Source organism: Streptomyces naganishii JCM 4654, from assembly GCF_014650575.1.
Classification (GTDB): Bacteria; Actinomycetota; Actinomycetes; order Streptomycetales; family Streptomycetaceae; genus Streptomyces; species Streptomyces naganishii.
The window spans coordinates 150,380-168,182 of the sequence record NZ_BMVF01000016.1; the positions used below are offsets into that span (position 1 = coordinate 150,380).

Consider the following 17,803-nt stretch of genomic DNA (forward strand, 5'->3'; position numbering starts at 1 on the left):
GGGGGGACCGCCCCCGGACATCCGGAAGCGGTCCCTCGCCGGGCGGGGCGGAACTCAGTCCCGCGCCTCGGCCAGCAGCTTCTGGATGCGGCTCACGCCCTCCACCAGGTCCTCGTCGCCGAGCGCGTAGGAAAGGCGCAGGTAGCCGGGGGTGCCGAAGGCCTCGCCGGGGACGACCGCGACCTCGGCCTCCTCCAGGATCAGCGCGGCCAGCTCCACCGTGTTCTGCGGCCGCTTTCCGCGGATCTCCTTGCCGATCAGCGCCTTCACCGACGGGTAGGCGTAGAACGCGCCCTCCGGCTCCGGGCAGAGCACGCCGTCGATCTCGTTGAGCATCCGCACGATGGTCTTCCGCCGGCGGTCGAAGGCCTCGCGCATCTTCGCCACGGCCTCCAGGCCGCCGGAGACGGCGGCGAGGGCGGCGGCCTGCGAGACGTTCGACACGTTGGAGGTGGCGTGGGACTGGAGGTTGGTCGCGGCCTTGACCACGTCCTTGGGGCCGATGACCCAGCCCACGCGCCAGCCGGTCATGGCGTACGTCTTGGCGACGCCGTTGACGACGACGCACTTGTCGCGCAGCTCGGGCAGCAGGGCCGGCAGGGAGACGGAGACGGCGTCGCCGTAGACGAGGTGCTCGTAGATCTCGTCGGTGAGGACCCACAGGCCGTGCTCCAGCGCCCAGCGGCCGATCGCCTCGGTCTCGGCCTCGGAGTACACCGCGCCGGTCGGGTTGGACGGCGAGACGAAGAGGACGACCTTGGTCTTCTCGGTGCGGGCGGCCTCCAGCTGCTCCACCGTGACCCGGTAGCCGGTGGTCTCGTCGGCGACGACCTCGACGGGCACGCCGCCGGCCAGGCGGATCGACTCCGGGTACGTCGTCCAGTACGGCGCCGGCACGATGACCTCGTCGCCCGGGTCGAGGATCGCGGCGAAGGCCTCGTAGATCGCCTGCTTGCCGCCGTTGGTGACCAGGATCTGGGAGACGTCCGGCTCCCAGCCCGAGTCGCGCAGCGTCTTCGCGGCGATCGCGGACTTCAGCTCGGGCAGGCCGCCGGCCGGGGTGTACCGGTGGAACTTGGGGTTCTTGCAGGCCTCGATCGCGGCCTCGACGATGTAGTCCGGGGTCGGGAAGTCGGGCTCACCGGCGCCGAAGCCGATCACCGGACGCCCGGCGGCCTTGAGGGCCTTGGCCTTGGCGTCCACGGCGAGGGTGGCGGACTCGGAGATCGCGCCGATGCGCGCGGAGACCCGGCGCTCGGTGGGAGGGGTTGCAGCGCTCATACCGTCCATCGTTTCAGACCGCGAACGCCCCGGGCACGCGGGTTTCACGGACTGGGCAGGACCGGTCGAACCCTTGAACACCCGTCCGGATCCGGGCCCCGGCCAGGCGATCTTCCAACGGGCGGGCCGCGAGCGGCACTTTCTGTTCGACGACCGGCCCCGGACCACGTACACTCTTCCCTCGTTGGCCTTCAGCAGCCGCCACCGCACCCGGTGCACATCGGGCATCCGGTCGGATGCGGTACGTTGGGGGACACACAAAGGGTCGTAGCTCAATTGGTAGAGCACTGGTCTCCAAAACCAGCGGTTGGGGGTTCAAGTCCCTCCGGCCCTGCTACACACACCTTCGCCGAGATGTGTGCGCATGTACGTACAGCAATGCACCGCCGTGCGGCTCGACCGGGCGCGGCACGGCCACGACCCGGAATCAGGTGAGGACGAATGACGGACGCCGTGGGCTCCATCGACACGCCTGATGCCCAGGACGAGGTGACGGAGTCCAAGAAGAAGTCCCGCAAGGGCGGCAAGCGAGCCAAGAAGGGCCCGCTCAAGCGCCTTGCCCTCTTCTACCGCCAGATCGTCGCGGAGCTCCGCAAGGTCGTCTGGCCCACCCGCCACCAGCTGACGTCGTACACCACCGTGGTGATCTTCTTCGTTGCCGTCATGATCGCTCTGGTGACCGTGATTGACTATGGGCTCAACCACGCGGCCAAGTACGTTTTCGGCTGAGCCAGAAGCGAAGGGCGCCGTGGTTACCGGCGCCCGTTTTCGCATGTTCCACCCCTATGTATCCAGGAAGAAGCAGCCACCGTGTCTGACCCGAACCTGAACGACGCCATCGAGCCGACCGAGTCCGTGGATGACGAGCTCGACATCGTCGAGGGTGCGGACGAGGTCGACGAGGCCGAGGCTGCCGAGGCCGCCGCGGGCGAGCCCGCCGAGGAGGCCGCCGTCCACGTCGAGGACGAGACCGCCGAGGACGAGACCGCCGAGATCACCGAGGACGAGGCCGGCGAGGCCACCGAGGGCGAGGCCGGCGAGGCCGCCGACGAGGAGCCCGGTGAGCCCGAGGAGCAGCTCGACCCGGTGACCAAGCTCCGCGAGGAACTGCGCACGCTGCCCGGCGAGTGGTACGTGATCCACACCTACGCCGGCTACGAGAAGCGCGTGAAGGCCAACCTGGAGCAGCGCGCCGTCTCGCTGAACGTCGAGGACTTCATCTACCAGGCCGAGGTCCCCGAGGAAGAGATCGTCCAGATCAAGAACGGCGAGCGCAAGACCGTCCGGCAGAACAAGCTGCCCGGTTACGTCCTCGTCCGCATGGACCTGACGAACGAGTCGTGGGGCGTCGTCCGCAACACCCCGGGCGTCACCGGCTTCGTCGGCAACGCCTACGACCCCTACCCGCTGTCCCTGGACGAGATCGTCAAGATGCTCGCCCCGGAGGCGGAGGAGAAGGCCGCCCGCGAGGCCGCCGAGGCCGAGGGCAAGCCGGCCCCGCAGCGCAAGGTCGAGGTCCAGGTGCTGGACTTCGAGGTCGGCGACTCGGTCACCGTCACCGACGGCCCCTTCGCCACGCTGCAGGCGACCATCAACGAGATCAACCCCGACTCCAAGAAGGTCAAGGGCCTCGTCGAGATCTTCGGCCGCGAGACCCCGGTCGAGCTGAGCTTCGACCAGATCCAGAAGAACTGACGCCTCACGGCGACCAAAGCCACCGGACGGGTCAGACGGGTTCTCGCAACCTGTCTGACCTGCTCGGTTTCAAGCCGCGCATCCATACCCGTTATCGTTGTGCGGTATGCCTGCGTCCGGGTGGTCCCCGGAAGCGGGCAGGACCCGAATTCGAAAGGACCCGGAGAGCTATGCCTCCCAAGAAGAAGAAGGTCACGGGGCTCATCAAGCTCCAGATCAACGCCGGTGCGGCGAACCCGGCCCCGCCGGTCGGTCCGGCGCTGGGTCAGCACGGCGTCAACATCATGGAGTTCTGCAAGGCCTACAACGCCGCGACCGAGTCGCAGCGTGGCTGGGTGATCCCGGTGGAGATCACGGTCTACGAGGACCGCTCCTTCACCTTCATCACCAAGACGCCGCCGGCCGCCAAGATGATCCTCAAGGCCGCGGGCGTGGAGAAGGGCTCCGGCGAGCCGCACAAGACCAAGGTCGCCAAGATCACCGAGGCGCAGGTCCGCGAGATCGCCCAGACCAAGCTGCCCGACCTCAACGCCAACGACCTGGACGCCGCGTCCAAGATCATCGCCGGCACCGCCCGCTCCATGGGCATCACGGTCGAGGGCTGAACACCCACCTCGTAGTCCCGCGGCCGTGAAAGGCCGCACGTGGCAGGGCCTGCTCGGCCCGTACCACGCCTCCTTTCAGAACACACAGGAGCAGTTGTGAGCAAGCGCAGCAAGGCCCTTCGCGCTGCGGACGCCAAGGTCGACCGGGAGAAGCTGTACGCCCCGCTCGAGGCCGTCCGTCTCGCCAAGGAGACCTCCACGACCAAGTTCGACGGCACCGTCGAGGTCGCCTTCCGCCTGGGTGTCGACCCGCGCAAGGCCGACCAGATGGTCCGTGGCACCGTGAACCTTCCGCACGGCACCGGTAAGACCGCCCGGGTCCTGGTCTTCGCGACCGGTGACCGTGCCGAGGCCGCGCGTGCCGCGGGCGCCGACATCGTCGGCGCCGACGAGCTGATCGACGAGGTGGCGAAGGGCCGTCTGGACTTCGACGCCGTCGTCGCCACCCCGGACCTCATGGGCAAGGTCGGCCGCCTCGGCCGCGTCCTCGGCCCGCGTGGTCTGATGCCGAACCCGAAGACCGGCACCGTCACCCCCGACACCGCCAAGGCCGTCACCGAGATCAAGGGCGGCAAGATCGAGTTCCGCGTCGACAAGCACTCGAACCTGCACTTCATCATCGGCAAGGCGTCCTTCGACGACGAGAAGCTGGTGGAGAACTACGGCGCCGCGCTGGAGGAGATCCTCCGTCTGAAGCCGTCCGCCGCCAAGGGTCGCTACATCAAGAAGGCCGCCATCACCACCACGATGGGCCCCGGCATCCCGGTCGACCCGAACCGCACCCGCAACCTCCTCGTCGAGGAGGACCCGGCCGCGGTCTGAGCCTCACCGCTCACGCGTTCCGGCGACGAGCCCCGCGACCCCACGGGTCGCGGGGCTCGTCCCTTTTCCCGCACGGCTGTCGGTGGGCTGCGCTAGCGTGCAACTCACAGCGATCACTCAGGGGGAACGCATGAAGAGCACGACCGCCCGCCGCATCGGGCTCTGCGCCGCGGTGGCCGCCGCGCTGACGACAGTGGCCGCCTGCGGCTCGTCGGGCTCGGGGAAGGCGGCCGGCACGGCCGGCCAGGGCGTGACGCGCGTGAGCCCGGTAGCGGCCCTGCGCTCCGCCGAGACGTCCACCGACAGGGCCGACTCCGCCCGGGTCGACGGGACGACCACCATCGGCTCCATGGTGTCCATGAAGGCGCAGGGCACGCTCGGCTGGGGCAGCGGCCTGACCGGCCGGCTGACGCTGACGTACACCGGCGGCACCATGGCCGAGACCATGCGCCGCGCGGCCGGGATCACGTCGATGGAGGCGCGCTACCTGCCGGACGCGTACTACGCGCACATGAGCGACACCTTCGCCGCCCGGGCCGGCGGCGGCAGGCACTGGCTGCGCTACGGCTACGACGACCTCGGCCGGCTCGGCGGCGGCTCCGGGGCGTACCTGAAGGACCAGCTGCGCAACACCACGCCGAACCAGTCGGTGAAGCTGCTGCTCGCCTCCGGCGACGTGAAGAAGGCGGGCGAGGCCACCGTCCGCGGCGAGCACACCACGCACTACGCCGGCACCGTCGACGTCGCCGGCCTCGCCACGCGCACCTCCCTCCTGCCCAAGAGCCAGCTGGACCAGCTCAAGCAGCAGCTCACCCAGGCCGGCGTCACCACCGAGCGCGTCGACATCTGGATCAACGACCGGAACCTGCTGGTCAAGAAGGTCGAGAAGGCCGACATGACGGCCGGCACCATGACCAGCACCGCCTACTACAGCGACTACGGCACGAAGGTCTCCGTCACCGCGCCCCCGGCCGGCGACACCAGGGACTTCAAGGACCTGATGAAGTCCCAGGGGACCGTCACGGGCGGCACCGGCACCGGCACGGGTACCGGCACTGGCGCCGGGTCCTGATTTGCCCGACGGCGACCCCGTCCCGTACTCTCCTACAGAAGCCAAAGACCGCTGGTCGTTGCCGTGCGCTCGCTCGAGGGCGCGGTGGCCGAAGGATCCGCTGAAACTGCGGACGACCCGCGTAGGTGACTGTGGAAGAACTCCCGGAGTGCGTGCGCGCCCGCATCGCGTGTGCCCCCGGTCGAGTCCGCCCCGTGCGCCTGCGCCGGGGCGTTTCGTTTTCCCCAGTCCTCCTTCGGGTCCGCGCGGTCCGAATCACCCGGAAGGAGGCCGAGGCTCTATGGCGAGGCCCGACAAGGCTGCCGCGGTTGCCGAGCTGACGGACAAGTTCCGCAACTCGTCTGCTGCCGTGCTGACCGAGTACCGCGGTCTCACCGTGGCGCAGCTCAAGACGCTGCGCCGTTCGCTCGGTGAGAACGCCCAGTACGCCGTGGTGAAGAACACGCTGACCAAGATTGCGGCCAACGAGGCCGGGATCACCACGCTGGACGACCTGTTCAACGGTCCGACGGCTGTCGCCTTCGTCACCGGTGACCCGGTGACGTCGGCGAAGGGTCTCCGTGACTTCGCCAAGGACAACCCGAATCTCGTCATCAAGGGCGGTGTCCTTGACGGCAAGGCGCTGTCCGCCGACGAGATCAAGAAGCTTGCGGACCTCGAGTCCCGCGAGGTTCTGCTCAGCAAGCTGGCCGGTGCCTTCAAGGCGAAGCAGTCCCAGGCTGCCTCCGTCTTCCAGGCGCTGCCGTCGAAGCTCGTCCGCACCGTGGACGCGCTGCGCGCCAAGCAGGCCGAGCAGGGCGGTGCCGAGTAACTCGGCTCGCTTTCTGATCCGGGCCGCCTGACGGCGGCAGGGTCACAGCGGGCCGACGTACGCCCGCCATTCATGTACATACGGCACCAGCCGAATTAGTGGAAGGATCGCCCGTCATGGCGAAGCTCAGCCAGGAAGACCTGCTCGCGCAGTTCGAGGAGATGACCCTCATCGAGCTCTCCGAGTTCGTGAAGGCCTTCGAGGACAAGTTCGACGTCACCGCCGCCGCGGCCGCCCCGGTCGTCGTCGCCGGCCAGGGTGGCGGCGCCGCCGCCGAGGCCGTTGAGGAGAAGGACGAGTTCGACGTCATCCTCACGGGTGCCGGCGACAAGAAGATCCAGGTCATCAAGGTCGTGCGCGAGCTGACCTCCCTGGGCCTGAAGGAGGCCAAGGACCTGGTCGACGGTGCGCCGAAGCCCGTCCTGGAGAAGGTCAACAAGGAGGCCGCGGACAAGGCCAAGGAGTCCCTCGAGGGCGCCGGCGCCTCCGTCGAGGTCAAGTAAGACCTCCTCGGGTCCGCACGGACTCCGCGCGCACGGCAGCTCCGTAGCGCGTCCCTGAGAACGGGCCGCGCAGGGCTGTAACGCGAACGCACCGAAGAGCGATCATCCATCCGGGTGGTCGCTCTTCGGCGTTCCCCGGGGGTGGCTGTGGCGGCCTTGCACCCGAGATCGGGAGGGGTATGGTGATCTTCGTCGTGCCTCGAGAGGCCCCCGGCGGCAGGCCGCAAGAGATGGTGCAAGTGACGATGGCAGCACCCGGTTCGGGCATGGGGGGCCTTGACGAACCGCACGCAGCGCGCAATTCTCAGGACGCGTCGTCACAACGATCCGAATCCGAGGCATGGATCGACGGCGAAGAGGGCAGTATCAACGTGCGTTGAGGGCAAGCATGCCGCAGGCGGTGACGACAACGAGGGTCTCGAAAAACCGGCGCTGGACATCAGTGTGCCAAGTGGCTACACTGACCCTTTGCGCTGCCTGTTAGCTGTCCCCTGCCCGTCACCAGGGGCCTGCCCTCGCCTGAGCATCGACGACCGGACCGCACCTGACCTGGCCTTATAGCCACTTCAGGCACCGTCTGTCCCGTTGCCCCGGAGAGGGGCCGGTACGCGCGTAGTGAGTCCGAGCCCTCGGAAGGACCCCCTCTTGGCCGCCTCGCGCAACGCCTCGACCGCGAATACGAACAACGGTGCCAGCACCGCCCCGCTGCGCATCTCCTTTGCAAAGATCAAGGAGCCCCTCGAGGTTCCGAACCTTCTCGCGCTGCAAACCGAGAGCTTCGACTGGCTGCTCGGCAACGACGCGTGGAAGGCTCGCGTCGAGGAGGCTCTGGAGAACGGTCAGGACGTCCCCACCAAGTCCGGCCTCGAGGAGATCTTCGAGGAGATCTCCCCGATCGAGGACTTCTCCGGGTCGATGTCGCTGACGTTCCGGGACCACCGCTTCGAGCCGCCGAAGAACTCCATCGACGAGTGCAAGGAGCGCGACTTCACGTACGCCGCCCCGCTCTTCGTCACCGCCGAGTTCACCAACAACGAGACCGGTGAGATCAAGTCCCAGACGGTCTTCATGGGCGACTTCCCGCTCATGACGAACAAGGGCACCTTCGTCATCAACGGCACCGAGCGTGTCGTGGTGTCGCAGCTGGTCCGTTCCCCCGGTGTCTACTTCGACTCCTCCATCGACAAGACGTCCGACAAGGACATCTTCTCCGCCAAGATCATCCCCTCCCGGGGCGCCTGGCTGGAGATGGAGATCGACAAGCGCGACATGGTCGGTGTCCGCATCGACCGCAAGCGCAAGCAGTCCGTCACCGTGCTGCTCAAGGCGCTCGGCTGGACCAACGAGCAGATCCTCGAGGAGTTCGGCGAGTACGAGTCCATGCGCGCCACCCTGGAGAAGGACCACACCCAGGGCCAGGACGACGCGCTGCTCGACATCTACCGCAAGCTGCGTCCGGGCGAGCCCCCCACGCGTGAGGCCGCGCAGACGCTGCTGGAGAACCTCTACTTCAACCCCAAGCGCTACGACCTCGCCAAGGTCGGCCGTTACAAGGTCAACAAGAAGCTGGGTGCGGACGCCCCGCTGGACGCGGGCATCCTGACCGTCGAGGACGTCATCTCGACGATCAAGTACCTGGTGAAGCTGCACGCGGGCGAGACCGAGACCGTCGGCGACGCCGGCGGGACGATCGTCGTCGAGACCGACGACATCGACCACTTCGGCAACCGCCGTCTGCGCAGCGTCGGCGAGCTCATCCAGAACCAGGTCCGCACCGGCCTGGCCCGTATGGAGCGCGTCGTCCGCGAGCGCATGACGACCCAGGACGTCGAGGCGATCACGCCGCAGACCCTGATCAACATCCGGCCGGTCGTCGCCTCCATCAAGGAGTTCTTCGGCACCAGCCAGCTGTCCCAGTTCATGGACCAGAACAACCCGCTGTCCGGGCTGACGCACAAGCGTCGTCTGTCCGCGCTCGGCCCGGGTGGTCTCTCCCGTGAGCGGGCCGGCTTCGAGGTCCGTGACGTGCACCCCTCGCACTACGGCCGCATGTGCCCGATCGAGACGCCCGAAGGCCCGAACATCGGTCTGATCGGCTCGCTCGCCTCCTACGGCCGGGTCAACGCGTTCGGCTTCGTCGAGACCCCGTACCGCAAGGTCGAGGGCGGCCAGGTCACCGACGAGGTCGACTACCTGACCGCCGACGAGGAGGACCGCTTCGTCATCGCGCAGGCCAACGCCACGCTCGGCGACGACATGCGCTTCGCCGAGGCCCGCGTCCTGGTCCGCCGCCGTGGCGGCGAGGTCGACTACGTCAGCCCCGAGGACGTCGACTACATGGACGTCTCGCCGCGCCAGATGGTGTCGGTCGCGACCGCCATGATCCCCTTCCTCGAGCACGACGACGCCAACCGTGCCCTCATGGGCGCGAACATGATGCGCCAGGCCGTCCCGCTCATCAAGAGCGAGGCCCCGCTCGTCGGCACCGGCATGGAGTACCGCTCCGCCGTCGACGCCGGCGACGTCGTCAAGGCCGAGAAGGCCGGTGTGGTCCAGGAGGTCTCCGCGGACTACATCACCACCGCCAACGACGACGGCACCTACATCACCTACCGGCTGGCCAAGTTCGCCCGCTCCAACCAGGGCACCTCGGTCAACCAGAAGGTCATCGTCAACGAGGGCGACCGCGTCATCGAGGGCCAGGTCCTCGCCGACGGACCGGCCACCCAGAACGGCGAGATGGCGCTCGGCAAGAACCTGCTGGTCGCGTTCATGCCGTGGGAGGGTCACAACTACGAGGACGCGATCATCCTGTCGCAGCGCCTCGTGCAGGACGACGTCCTCTCCTCGATCCACATCGAGGAGCACGAGGTCGACGCCCGTGACACCAAGCTCGGCCCCGAGGAGATCACCCGGGACATCCCGAACGTCTCCGAGGAGGTCCTCGCCGACCTCGACGAGCGCGGCATCATCCGCATCGGCGCCGAGGTCATCGCGGGCGACATCCTGGTCGGCAAGGTCACCCCGAAGGGTGAGACCGAGCTGACCCCGGAGGAGCGCCTGCTGCGCGCGATCTTCGGTGAGAAGGCCCGTGAGGTCCGCGACACCTCGCTGAAGGTGCCGCACGGCGAGACCGGCAAGGTCATCGGCGTGCGCGTCTTCGACCGCGAGGAGGGCGACGAGCTGCCCCCGGGCGTGAACCAGCTGGTCCGCGTCTACGTGGCGCAGAAGCGCAAGATCACCGACGGTGACAAGCTCGCCGGCCGCCACGGCAACAAGGGTGTCATCTCCAAGATCCTGCCGATCGAGGACATGCCGTTCCTGGAGGACGGCACCCCGGTCGACATCATCCTCAACCCGCTGGGTGTCCCGTCCCGAATGAACCCGGGACAGGTCCTGGAGATCCACCTCGGCTGGCTCGCCAGCCGCGGCTGGGACGTCTCCGGCCTCGCGGAGGAGTGGGCGCAGCGCCTCCAGGCGATCGGCGCCGACCAGGTCGACCCGGGCACGAACGTCGCCACCCCCGTCTTCGACGGTGCGCGCGAGGACGAGCTCGCGGGTCTGCTGCAGCACACCATCCCGAACCGGGACGGCGAGCGCATGGTGCTCCCGACCGGCAAGGCGCGGCTGTTCGACGGCCGCAGCGGTGAGCCGTTCCCGGACCCGATCTCGGTCGGCTACATGTACATCCTGAAGCTGCACCACCTGGTCGACGACAAGCTGCACGCCCGCTCGACCGGTCCGTACTCGATGATCACCCAGCAGCCGCTGGGCGGTAAGGCGCAGTTCGGCGGCCAGCGGTTCGGCGAGATGGAGGTGTGGGCACTCGAGGCGTACGGCGCCGCCTACGCCCTCCAGGAGCTGCTGACCATCAAGTCCGACGACGTCACCGGCCGCGTGAAGGTCTACGAGGCCATCGTCAAGGGCGAGAACATCCCCGAGCCCGGCATCCCCGAGTCCTTCAAGGTGCTCATCAAGGAGATGCAGTCCCTCTGCCTGAACGTGGAGGTGCTGTCGAGCGACGGTATGTCCATCGAGATGCGCGACACCGACGAGGATGTCTTCCGCGCCGCGGAGGAGCTCGGCATCGACCTGTCCCGGCGCGAGCCGAGCAGCGTCGAAGAGGTCTGACGGGAGTCCGGTAGGGGCCTCGCCACCGTGTGAGGCCCCCGCCGACCCCCAGGCCCCCGTTTCAGACCAAAGACTTACGACCCTGAGAGGGATTGACGCATAGTGCTCGACGTCAACTTCTTCGACGAGCTCCGGATCGGCCTGGCCACCGCTGACGACATCCGTCAGTGGAGCCACGGCGAGGTCAAGAAGCCCGAGACCATCAACTACCGCACCCTCAAGCCCGAGAAGGACGGACTCTTCTGCGAGAAGATCTTCGGTCCGACCCGGGACTGGGAGTGCTACTGCGGCAAGTACAAGCGCGTCCGCTTCAAGGGCATCATCTGTGAGCGCTGTGGCGTGGAGGTCACCCGCGCCAAGGTGCGCCGTGAGCGGATGGGCCACATCGAGCTCGCCGCTCCCGTCACCCACATCTGGTACTTCAAGGGCGTTCCGAGCCGGCTGGGCTACCTGCTCGACCTGGCCCCCAAGGACCTCGAGAAGGTCATCTACTTCGCGGCGTACATGATCACGTACGTCGACGAGGAGCGCCGCACCCGCGACCTGCCCTCGCTGGAGGCCCACGTCTCCGTCGAGCGCCAGCAGGTCGAGCAGCGCCGTGACGCCGACCTCGAGGCCCGCGCCAAGAAGCTCGAGACCGACCTGGCCGAGCTGGAGGCCGAGGGCGCCAAGGCCGACGTGCGCCGCAAGGTGCGCGAGGGCGCCGAGCGCGAGATGAAGCAGCTGCGCGACCGCGCGCAGCGCGAGATCGACCGCCTCGACGAGGTGTGGACCCGGTTCAAGAACCTCAAGGTCCAGGACCTCGAGGGCGACGAGCTGCTCTACCGCGAGCTGCGCGACCGCTTCGGCACCTACTTCGACGGCTCGATGGGCGCCGCGGCGCTGCAGAAGCGCCTGGAGTCCTTCGACCTCGAGGAGGAGGCCGAGAAGCTCCGCGAGATCATCCGCACCGGCAAGGGCCAGAAGAAGACCCGCGCCCTGAAGCGGCTGAAGGTCGTCTCCGCGTTCCTGCAGACCTCCAACAGCCCCAAGGGCATGGTCCTGGACTGCGTCCCGGTCATCCCGCCGGACCTGCGTCCGATGGTGCAGCTGGACGGTGGCCGCTTCGCGACCTCCGACCTGAACGACCTGTACCGCCGTGTCATCAACCGCAACAACCGCCTGAAGCGGCTTCTCGACCTCGGCGCGCCCGAGATCATCGTGAACAACGAGAAGCGCATGCTCCAGGAGGCCGTCGACGCGCTCTTCGACAACGGCCGCCGCGGCCGCCCGGTCACGGGCCCCGGCAACCGTCCGCTGAAGTCGCTGTCCGACATGCTCAAGGGCAAGCAGGGCCGCTTCCGCCAGAACCTGCTCGGCAAGCGCGTGGACTACTCCGCGCGTTCCGTGATCGTCGTCGGTCCGCAGCTCAAGCTGCACCAGTGCGGTCTGCCGAAGGCGATGGCGCTGGAGCTGTTCAAGCCGTTCGTGATGAAGCGCCTGGTCGACCTGAACCACGCGCAGAACATCAAGAGCGCCAAGCGCATGGTCGAGCGCGGCCGCACGGTCGTGTACGACGTGCTCGAAGAGGTCATCGCCGAGCACCCGGTTCTGCTGAACCGTGCGCCCACCCTGCACCGCCTGGGCATCCAGGCCTTCGAGCCGCAGCTGGTCGAGGGCAAGGCCATCCAGATCCACCCGCTCGTGTGCACCGCGTTCAACGCGGACTTCGACGGTGACCAGATGGCCGTGCACCTGCCGCTGTCCGCGGAGGCGCAGGCCGAGGCCCGCATCCTGATGCTGTCCTCGAACAACATCCTCAAGCCGGCCGACGGCCGTCCGGTGACGATGCCGACCCAGGACATGGTCCTCGGTCTGTTCTTCCTCACCACCGACGGCGAGATGCGGGACGTGAAGGGCGAGGACCGCTCCTTCTCCTCCGTGGCCGAGGCGATCATGGCGTTCGACGCCGGCGAGCTCTCGCTGCAGTCGCGCGTGGACATCCGCTTCCCGGTGGGCACCATCCCGCCGCGCGGCTGGACCCCGCCGGCCCGTGAGGAGGGCGAGCCGGAGTGGCAGCAGGGTGACACCTTCCGCCTGAACACCACGCTGGGCCGCGCGCTCTTCAACGAGCTGCTGCCCGAGGACTACCCGTTCGTCGACTACGAGGTCGGCAAGAAGCAGCTCTCCGAGATCGTCAACGACCTCGCCGAGCGCTACCCGAAGGTCATCGTGGCGGCGACGCTCGACAACCTGAAGGCGGCCGGCTTCTACTGGGCCACCCGTTCCGGCGTCACCGTCGCCATCTCCGACGTCGTCGTCCCCGAGGCGAAGAAGGAGATCGTCAAGGGCTACGAGGCGCAGGACGAGAAGGTCCAGAAGCAGTACGAGCGCGGTCTGATCACCAAGGACGAGCGCACGCAGGAGCTCATCGCGATCTGGACCAAGGCGACCAACGAGGTCGCCGAGGCGATGAACGACAACTTCCCGAAGACCAACCCGATCTTCATGATGGTGAACTCGGGTGCGCGCGGCAACATGATGCAGATGCGTCAGATCGCCGGTATGCGTGGTCTGGTGTCGAACGCGAAGAACGAGACGATCCCGCGGCCCATCAAGGCCTCGTTCCGTGAGGGTCTGTCCGTGCTGGAGTACTTCATCTCCACGCACGGCGCCCGCAAGGGTCTGGCGGACACCGCTCTGCGTACCGCCGACTCGGGTTACCTCACCCGTCGTCTGGTCGACGTCTCCCAGGACGTCATCATCCGCGAGGAGGACTGCGGCACCGACCGCGGCCTCAAGCTGCAGATCGCGGAGGTCGGCGCGGACGGCGTGCTGCGCAAGGCGGAGAACGTCGAGACGTCCGTGTACGCGCGCTGCCTCGCCGAGGACATCGTGGTCGACGGGCAGGTGCTGGCCCCGGCCGGCACCGACCTGGGCGACGTCCTCATCGAGGAGCTCGTCTCCCGCGGCGTCGCGGAGGTCAAGACCCGCTCGGTCCTGACCTGCGAGTCCGCCGTCGGCACCTGCGCCATGTGCTACGGCCGTTCGCTCGCCACCGGCAAGCTGGTCGACATCGGTGAGGCGGTCGGCATCATCGCCGCCCAGTCCATCGGTGAGCCCGGCACCCAGCTGACGATGCGTACCTTCCACACCGGTGGTGTGGCCGGTGACGACATCACCCAGGGTCTGCCGCGTGTCGTCGAGCTCTTCGAGGCCCGTACGCCGAAGGGTGTCGCCCCGATCTCCGAGGCGGCCGGACGCGTCCGGATCGAGGAGACCGAGAAGACCAAGAAGATCGTCATCACCCCGGACGACGGCAGCGACGAGACGGCGTACCCGATCTCGAAGCGCGCCCGTCTGCTGGTCGGCGAGGGCGACCACGTCGAGGTGGGCCAGAAGCTCACCGTGGGTGCCACCAACCCGCACGACGTGCTGCGCATCCTGGGCCAGCGCGCCGTCCAGGTCCACCTGGTCGGCGAGGTCCAGAAGGTCTACAACTCGCAGGGTGTGTCGATCCACGACAAGCACATCGAGATCATCATCCGGCAGATGCTCCGCCGTGTGACGATCATCGAGTCCGGCGACGCCGAGCTGCTGCCCGGCGAGCTGGTCGAGCGCTCGAAGTTCGAGCAGGAGAACCGTCGTGTGGTCCAGGAGGGCGGTCACCCGGCCTCCGGTCGTCCGCAGCTGATGGGTATCACCAAGGCCTCGCTGGCGACGGAATCCTGGCTGTCGGCCGCCTCCTTCCAGGAGACGACCCGAGTCCTGACGGACGCGGCGATCAACGCCAAGTCCGACAGCCTCATCGGCCTCAAGGAGAACGTCATCATCGGTAAGCTCATCCCGGCCGGTACGGGCCTGTCCCGCTACCGCAACATCCGGGTCGAGCCGACCGAGGAGGCCAAGGCCGCGATGTACTCGGCCGTCGGCTACGACGACATCGACTACTCGCCGTTCGGCACCGGCTCCGGCCAGGCCGTCCCGCTGGAGGACTACGACTACGGTCCGTACAACCAGTAAGCGAGCAGCCGCTTGACGCGGTGAAGGGCGGCCACCCCCTGGGGGGTGGCCGCCCTTCGGCGTGTCCGGGGCGGTGGCCCCTCAGCGCTTGAGACGCAGATACGGCTCCAGGGCGCTCAGCCGGGTCTCGTGGTCGGGGTGGGTGGACAGCAGCCGGTCCAGGGGGCCGGGCGCCTTCAGCTTCTGCCCCTGCGCCGCGGCGGCCGCCTTCGCCGCCTCCTCCTCGGTGCGGAAGTGGTGGATCACCTCGGCGAGCCGGTGCGCGAAGCCCAGCTCGGCGGCCTGCTGGTCGGCGCGCAGCTCGCCGCGCCGGCCCATGTACGCCAGCAGGTAGGGGGCGGCCACCAACGGGACCGTGACGTACCAGGCGCCGAGGAACCCGGCGAGCACCGCCATGCCGATGAAGAAGTACACGAACGCGGCGGCCGCCAGCGAGAACACGCTCGCCACGGCGATCGCGACCCGGGCCAGGCCCCGCATCACCGCCCACGCGACCCGCCCCGGCAGCGAGTACCAGTAGCCGAGCAGTCCCGCCCAGGCGTGCCCGCCCGTGTGGTGGCCGAGCTCGTGCGCGAGGACGGCCGCGAGGTTGCTGCTGGGGATCCTGTTCAGGGCGTACGTGGTGACGCCGACGACGTGTCCGGCCACGGCCACGGCGTTCAGCTCGTCGCTGTTCTCCACCATCAGCTCGTAGGTGTGCGCCTCGATGCCGGCCCGCGCGGTCACCTCCCGCCACACCGGCTCCAGCCGCGCCCGCTCCTCGGCCGTGGGCGCGCGCAGCTTGAGCACGTGCCGGGCGAACGCCAGCTCGGAGGGCCGGTGGAAGACCAGGGCGCCGCCGGCGACCCAGGCCAGGGTGACGATCCACCCCATCACCGTGCCCAGTATCCCGAGGGCGATCGAGCTGACCACGGCCAGGCTCACCAGCGCGCCCGGCAGTTGCGCCGCCAGCCGCCCGATCGCGGTCGCGTCGGCCCCGCGCTGATGATCGGCGACGAGCACACGGCCGCCGCGGTGCCGGTAGTCGAGGTCGTCGGGGGCGGGCTCGGGCTGGGGCTCGGGCTGGGGAGCGGCGACGTGCGGGGGCTCGGGTGCCGGGGCGGGCGCCGGGTGGCCGCCGCCGGGGTACGGGGGAGGGGCCGTGGCCGTCGCCCCCGGGTACTGCGGCGCGCCCGGGTACGCGGGCGCGGCGGGGGCGCCGGAGGCACCGGGATGCGCGGGCGCGGCCGGGGTGCCCGGGTGCGCGGGCGGGGCGGGAGGTGAGTACGCCCGCCCGGCCGCCGTGCCGGGGTAGGTGGGCGCGGCCGGGGTGCCGGGGTACTGCGGAGGTAAGGCGGGGGCGCCCGGGTACTGGGGGCCGGGCACGGCCGCACCGGGGTACTGCGGGGGCGGGGGAGTGGACGGTTCCGGGTACTGCGGGGGCGGTGGCGCGGGCACGCCCGGGTAGGGCGGTTCGGTGGGCTCGGGCATGGGGCGGGGGCTCCTTCGAGGTACGGGGGCGTGAGGCGGCGGGCAGCGGTGCTCAGGCGGGCTCCGCCGGGCCGGTCGGGGACTCCGTGCCGTAGGGCGGCGCCTGGCCCGGCAGCGGGGGCACCACGGGCGCGGGCCCGGGGGTGACGGGCGGCACCGGCGTGGGCGGGAGCGCCGGTTGCCCGTACGCCCCGGCGTACTCCGGCGGGACCGGGTCACCGGGCGCCGGTCCGGGCGCGGGCGTGGGCGGCGCGTACGGCGGCGGGGCGTACGCCGAGGGCGCGTACGGGCCCTGCGGCGGCGGTGCGTACGCCTGCGGCGCGTACGGATGCTGCGGTGCCGACGGCGCGTAGGGATCCGGCGGTACGGGCGGTGCCGGCGGCGCCGGCGGTGCCTGCGGTGGCGTGCCCGGGGGCAGGGCCTCCGCCGTGACGGGCGGCTGGGCGGCGGCCTGGTCCTGCTGCTGGATCAGGTCGTCCACGGACTTCAGCACCGTCCGCGCCGACTCCGCCTTCTGGAAGTCCTCCAGCGTGTCGCCCGCGATGAGCTGGAGCTGACTGCGGATCGCGCCGAGCTGGTCCTTCTGGAGGGTGCCGATCACCATCTTGGTGTCCATGGGGTGCTGCGCGAGGTGCAGCGCCCACGCGGCGACCCCGCCGTGCTGGAGGTGGTACTGGTAGAACGCGATCTTCTGCGCGACCAGTTGGTGCGACTGCTGCTGGCGCAGCCACTCCAGCTCGTGCTCCTGCCGCGCCCGGCGCATCTCCAGCTCGTGCTCCGGGTCCAGCATCTCGCTCTCGTAGCGCAGGCTGCGCTTGCGCCGGCGGTGGGCGATCGCCTCGTCGTCCAGGCGCAGCCGCACCACGCACGTCACGTCGAGCCCGGTGCCGGCGGCGAAGCGGCCCTCCTCCGCCACCGCGCCCAGCACGGCCTGTTCGGCCTCGGGGCTGTCCTCGATCGAGTAGCGCCGCGTGATGGGGCGGGCGAGCTGCTGGAGTTCGCGGCTGAGCCGCGTCGGCACGTCGCGCTCGCCGCTCGCCACGTACGCGATCGGGTCGGCCACCCGCCAGGTCAGGTCGGCGACCGCGCCGAAGGAGAACGCGTCGTCGTCGCTGGGCAGCCGCAGCTTCAGCTGGACCGGGTGGCTGCCCATGTCCACCTCGTACACGGAGGTGTAGCGACGGGTCGCCGCCTCGGCGCGGCTGGGCCGCTGCGGCGGCATGAAGACCTCGTAGGAACCGCCCGCGGTCACGAAGACCAGCGCGTGGTCGATCGCGCCGACCTGCCTGCGGGCGACGTAGTCGAAGCGGGAGATCGGGCGCACGGTCAGCACCGGGTCGATCAGCGTGCTGTGCCGGTCGGCGTCCTGCTGCCACTCCGGCGGCCGGCGGAAGTCCGCCATGGGTCAACT

At 69.2% G+C, this 17,803-nt stretch carries 13 protein-coding genes and 1 tRNA gene; 11 read left to right on the forward strand and 3 right to left on the reverse strand.

Annotation, left to right across the window (positions count from 1 at the left end):
- Positions 1 to 54: 54 nt before the first annotated feature.
- Positions 55 to 1,281 (reverse strand): pyridoxal phosphate-dependent aminotransferase, encoded by a 1,227-nt coding sequence (locus tag IE217_RS26300; protein WP_189703374.1) that lies wholly within the window; start codon positions 1,279 to 1,281, stop codon positions 55 to 57.
- 261 nt (positions 1,282 to 1,542) lie between these two features.
- On the opposite strand from IE217_RS26300, the gene IE217_RS26305 reads away from it, so the two are divergent.
- The 11 genes from IE217_RS26305 (at position 1,543) to IE217_RS26355 (ending at position 14,922) form a co-directional block, all read left to right on the forward strand.
- Positions 1,543 to 1,615: transfer RNA gene (locus IE217_RS26305), tRNA-Trp, on the forward strand.
- Positions 1,616 to 1,722: 107 nt separating this feature from the next.
- Entirely contained in the window at positions 1,723 to 2,010 is a 288-nt protein-coding gene (secE, locus tag IE217_RS26310; protein ID WP_190180436.1) for a preprotein translocase subunit SecE, read from the forward strand.
- An 81-nt stretch (positions 2,011 to 2,091) separates the two neighbouring features.
- Entirely contained in the window at positions 2,092 to 2,976 is an 885-nt protein-coding gene (gene nusG / locus IE217_RS26315) for a transcription termination/antitermination protein NusG (protein WP_190180437.1), read from the forward strand.
- A gap of 170 nt (positions 2,977 to 3,146) precedes the next feature.
- Positions 3,147 to 3,581, forward strand: coding sequence for a 50S ribosomal protein L11 (gene rplK, locus IE217_RS26320; protein WP_055515278.1), 435 nt, complete (start codon positions 3,147 to 3,149; stop codon positions 3,579 to 3,581).
- A 96-nt stretch (positions 3,582 to 3,677) separates the two neighbouring features.
- On the forward strand, positions 3,678 to 4,403 hold the full coding sequence (gene rplA, locus IE217_RS26325; protein ID WP_190180438.1) for a 50S ribosomal protein L1: 726 nt from the start codon (positions 3,678 to 3,680) through the stop codon (positions 4,401 to 4,403).
- Between the two features lie 130 nt (positions 4,404 to 4,533).
- Complete coding sequence (locus tag IE217_RS26330) at positions 4,534 to 5,475, forward strand: SCO4651 family lipoprotein (protein WP_190180439.1); 942 nt, start codon at positions 4,534 to 4,536, stop codon at positions 5,473 to 5,475.
- A gap of 280 nt (positions 5,476 to 5,755) precedes the next feature.
- Positions 5,756 to 6,286: a 50S ribosomal protein L10 gene (rplJ, locus tag IE217_RS26335; protein WP_190180440.1), complete on the forward strand. Its 531-nt coding sequence runs from the start codon at positions 5,756 to 5,758 to the stop codon at positions 6,284 to 6,286.
- A 116-nt stretch (positions 6,287 to 6,402) separates the two neighbouring features.
- Positions 6,403 to 6,789, forward strand: a complete 387-nt coding sequence (gene rplL, locus IE217_RS26340) for a 50S ribosomal protein L7/L12 (protein WP_190180441.1) — start codon at positions 6,403 to 6,405, stop codon at positions 6,787 to 6,789.
- A gap of 179 nt (positions 6,790 to 6,968) precedes the next feature.
- Complete coding sequence (locus IE217_RS26345; protein WP_190180442.1) at positions 6,969 to 7,169, forward strand: hypothetical protein; 201 nt, start codon at positions 6,969 to 6,971, stop codon at positions 7,167 to 7,169.
- A 265-nt stretch (positions 7,170 to 7,434) separates the two neighbouring features.
- Positions 7,435 to 10,920 carry a DNA-directed RNA polymerase subunit beta gene (gene rpoB, locus IE217_RS26350; protein ID WP_190180443.1) on the forward strand — a complete coding sequence of 1,162 codons (3,486 nt, stop codon included), beginning with the start codon at positions 7,435 to 7,437 and terminating at the stop codon, positions 10,918 to 10,920.
- A 102-nt stretch (positions 10,921 to 11,022) separates the two neighbouring features.
- Complete coding sequence (locus IE217_RS26355) at positions 11,023 to 14,922, forward strand: DNA-directed RNA polymerase subunit beta' (RefSeq protein ID WP_190180444.1); 3,900 nt, start codon at positions 11,023 to 11,025, stop codon at positions 14,920 to 14,922.
- A gap of 81 nt (positions 14,923 to 15,003) precedes the next feature.
- Here IE217_RS26355 and IE217_RS26360 read toward each other — a convergent pair whose 3' ends face one another.
- Complete coding sequence (locus tag IE217_RS26360) at positions 15,004 to 15,924, reverse strand: M48 family metalloprotease (RefSeq protein ID WP_190180445.1); 921 nt, start codon at positions 15,922 to 15,924, stop codon at positions 15,004 to 15,006.
- Positions 15,925 to 16,444: 520 nt separating this feature from the next.
- The gene (locus IE217_RS35135) at positions 16,445 to 17,794 is read right to left on the reverse strand and encodes a PE-PGRS family protein (RefSeq protein ID WP_190180446.1); all 1,350 of its coding nucleotides are present in this window, start codon (positions 17,792 to 17,794) and stop codon (positions 16,445 to 16,447) included.
- Positions 17,795 to 17,803 lie beyond the last annotated feature (9 nt).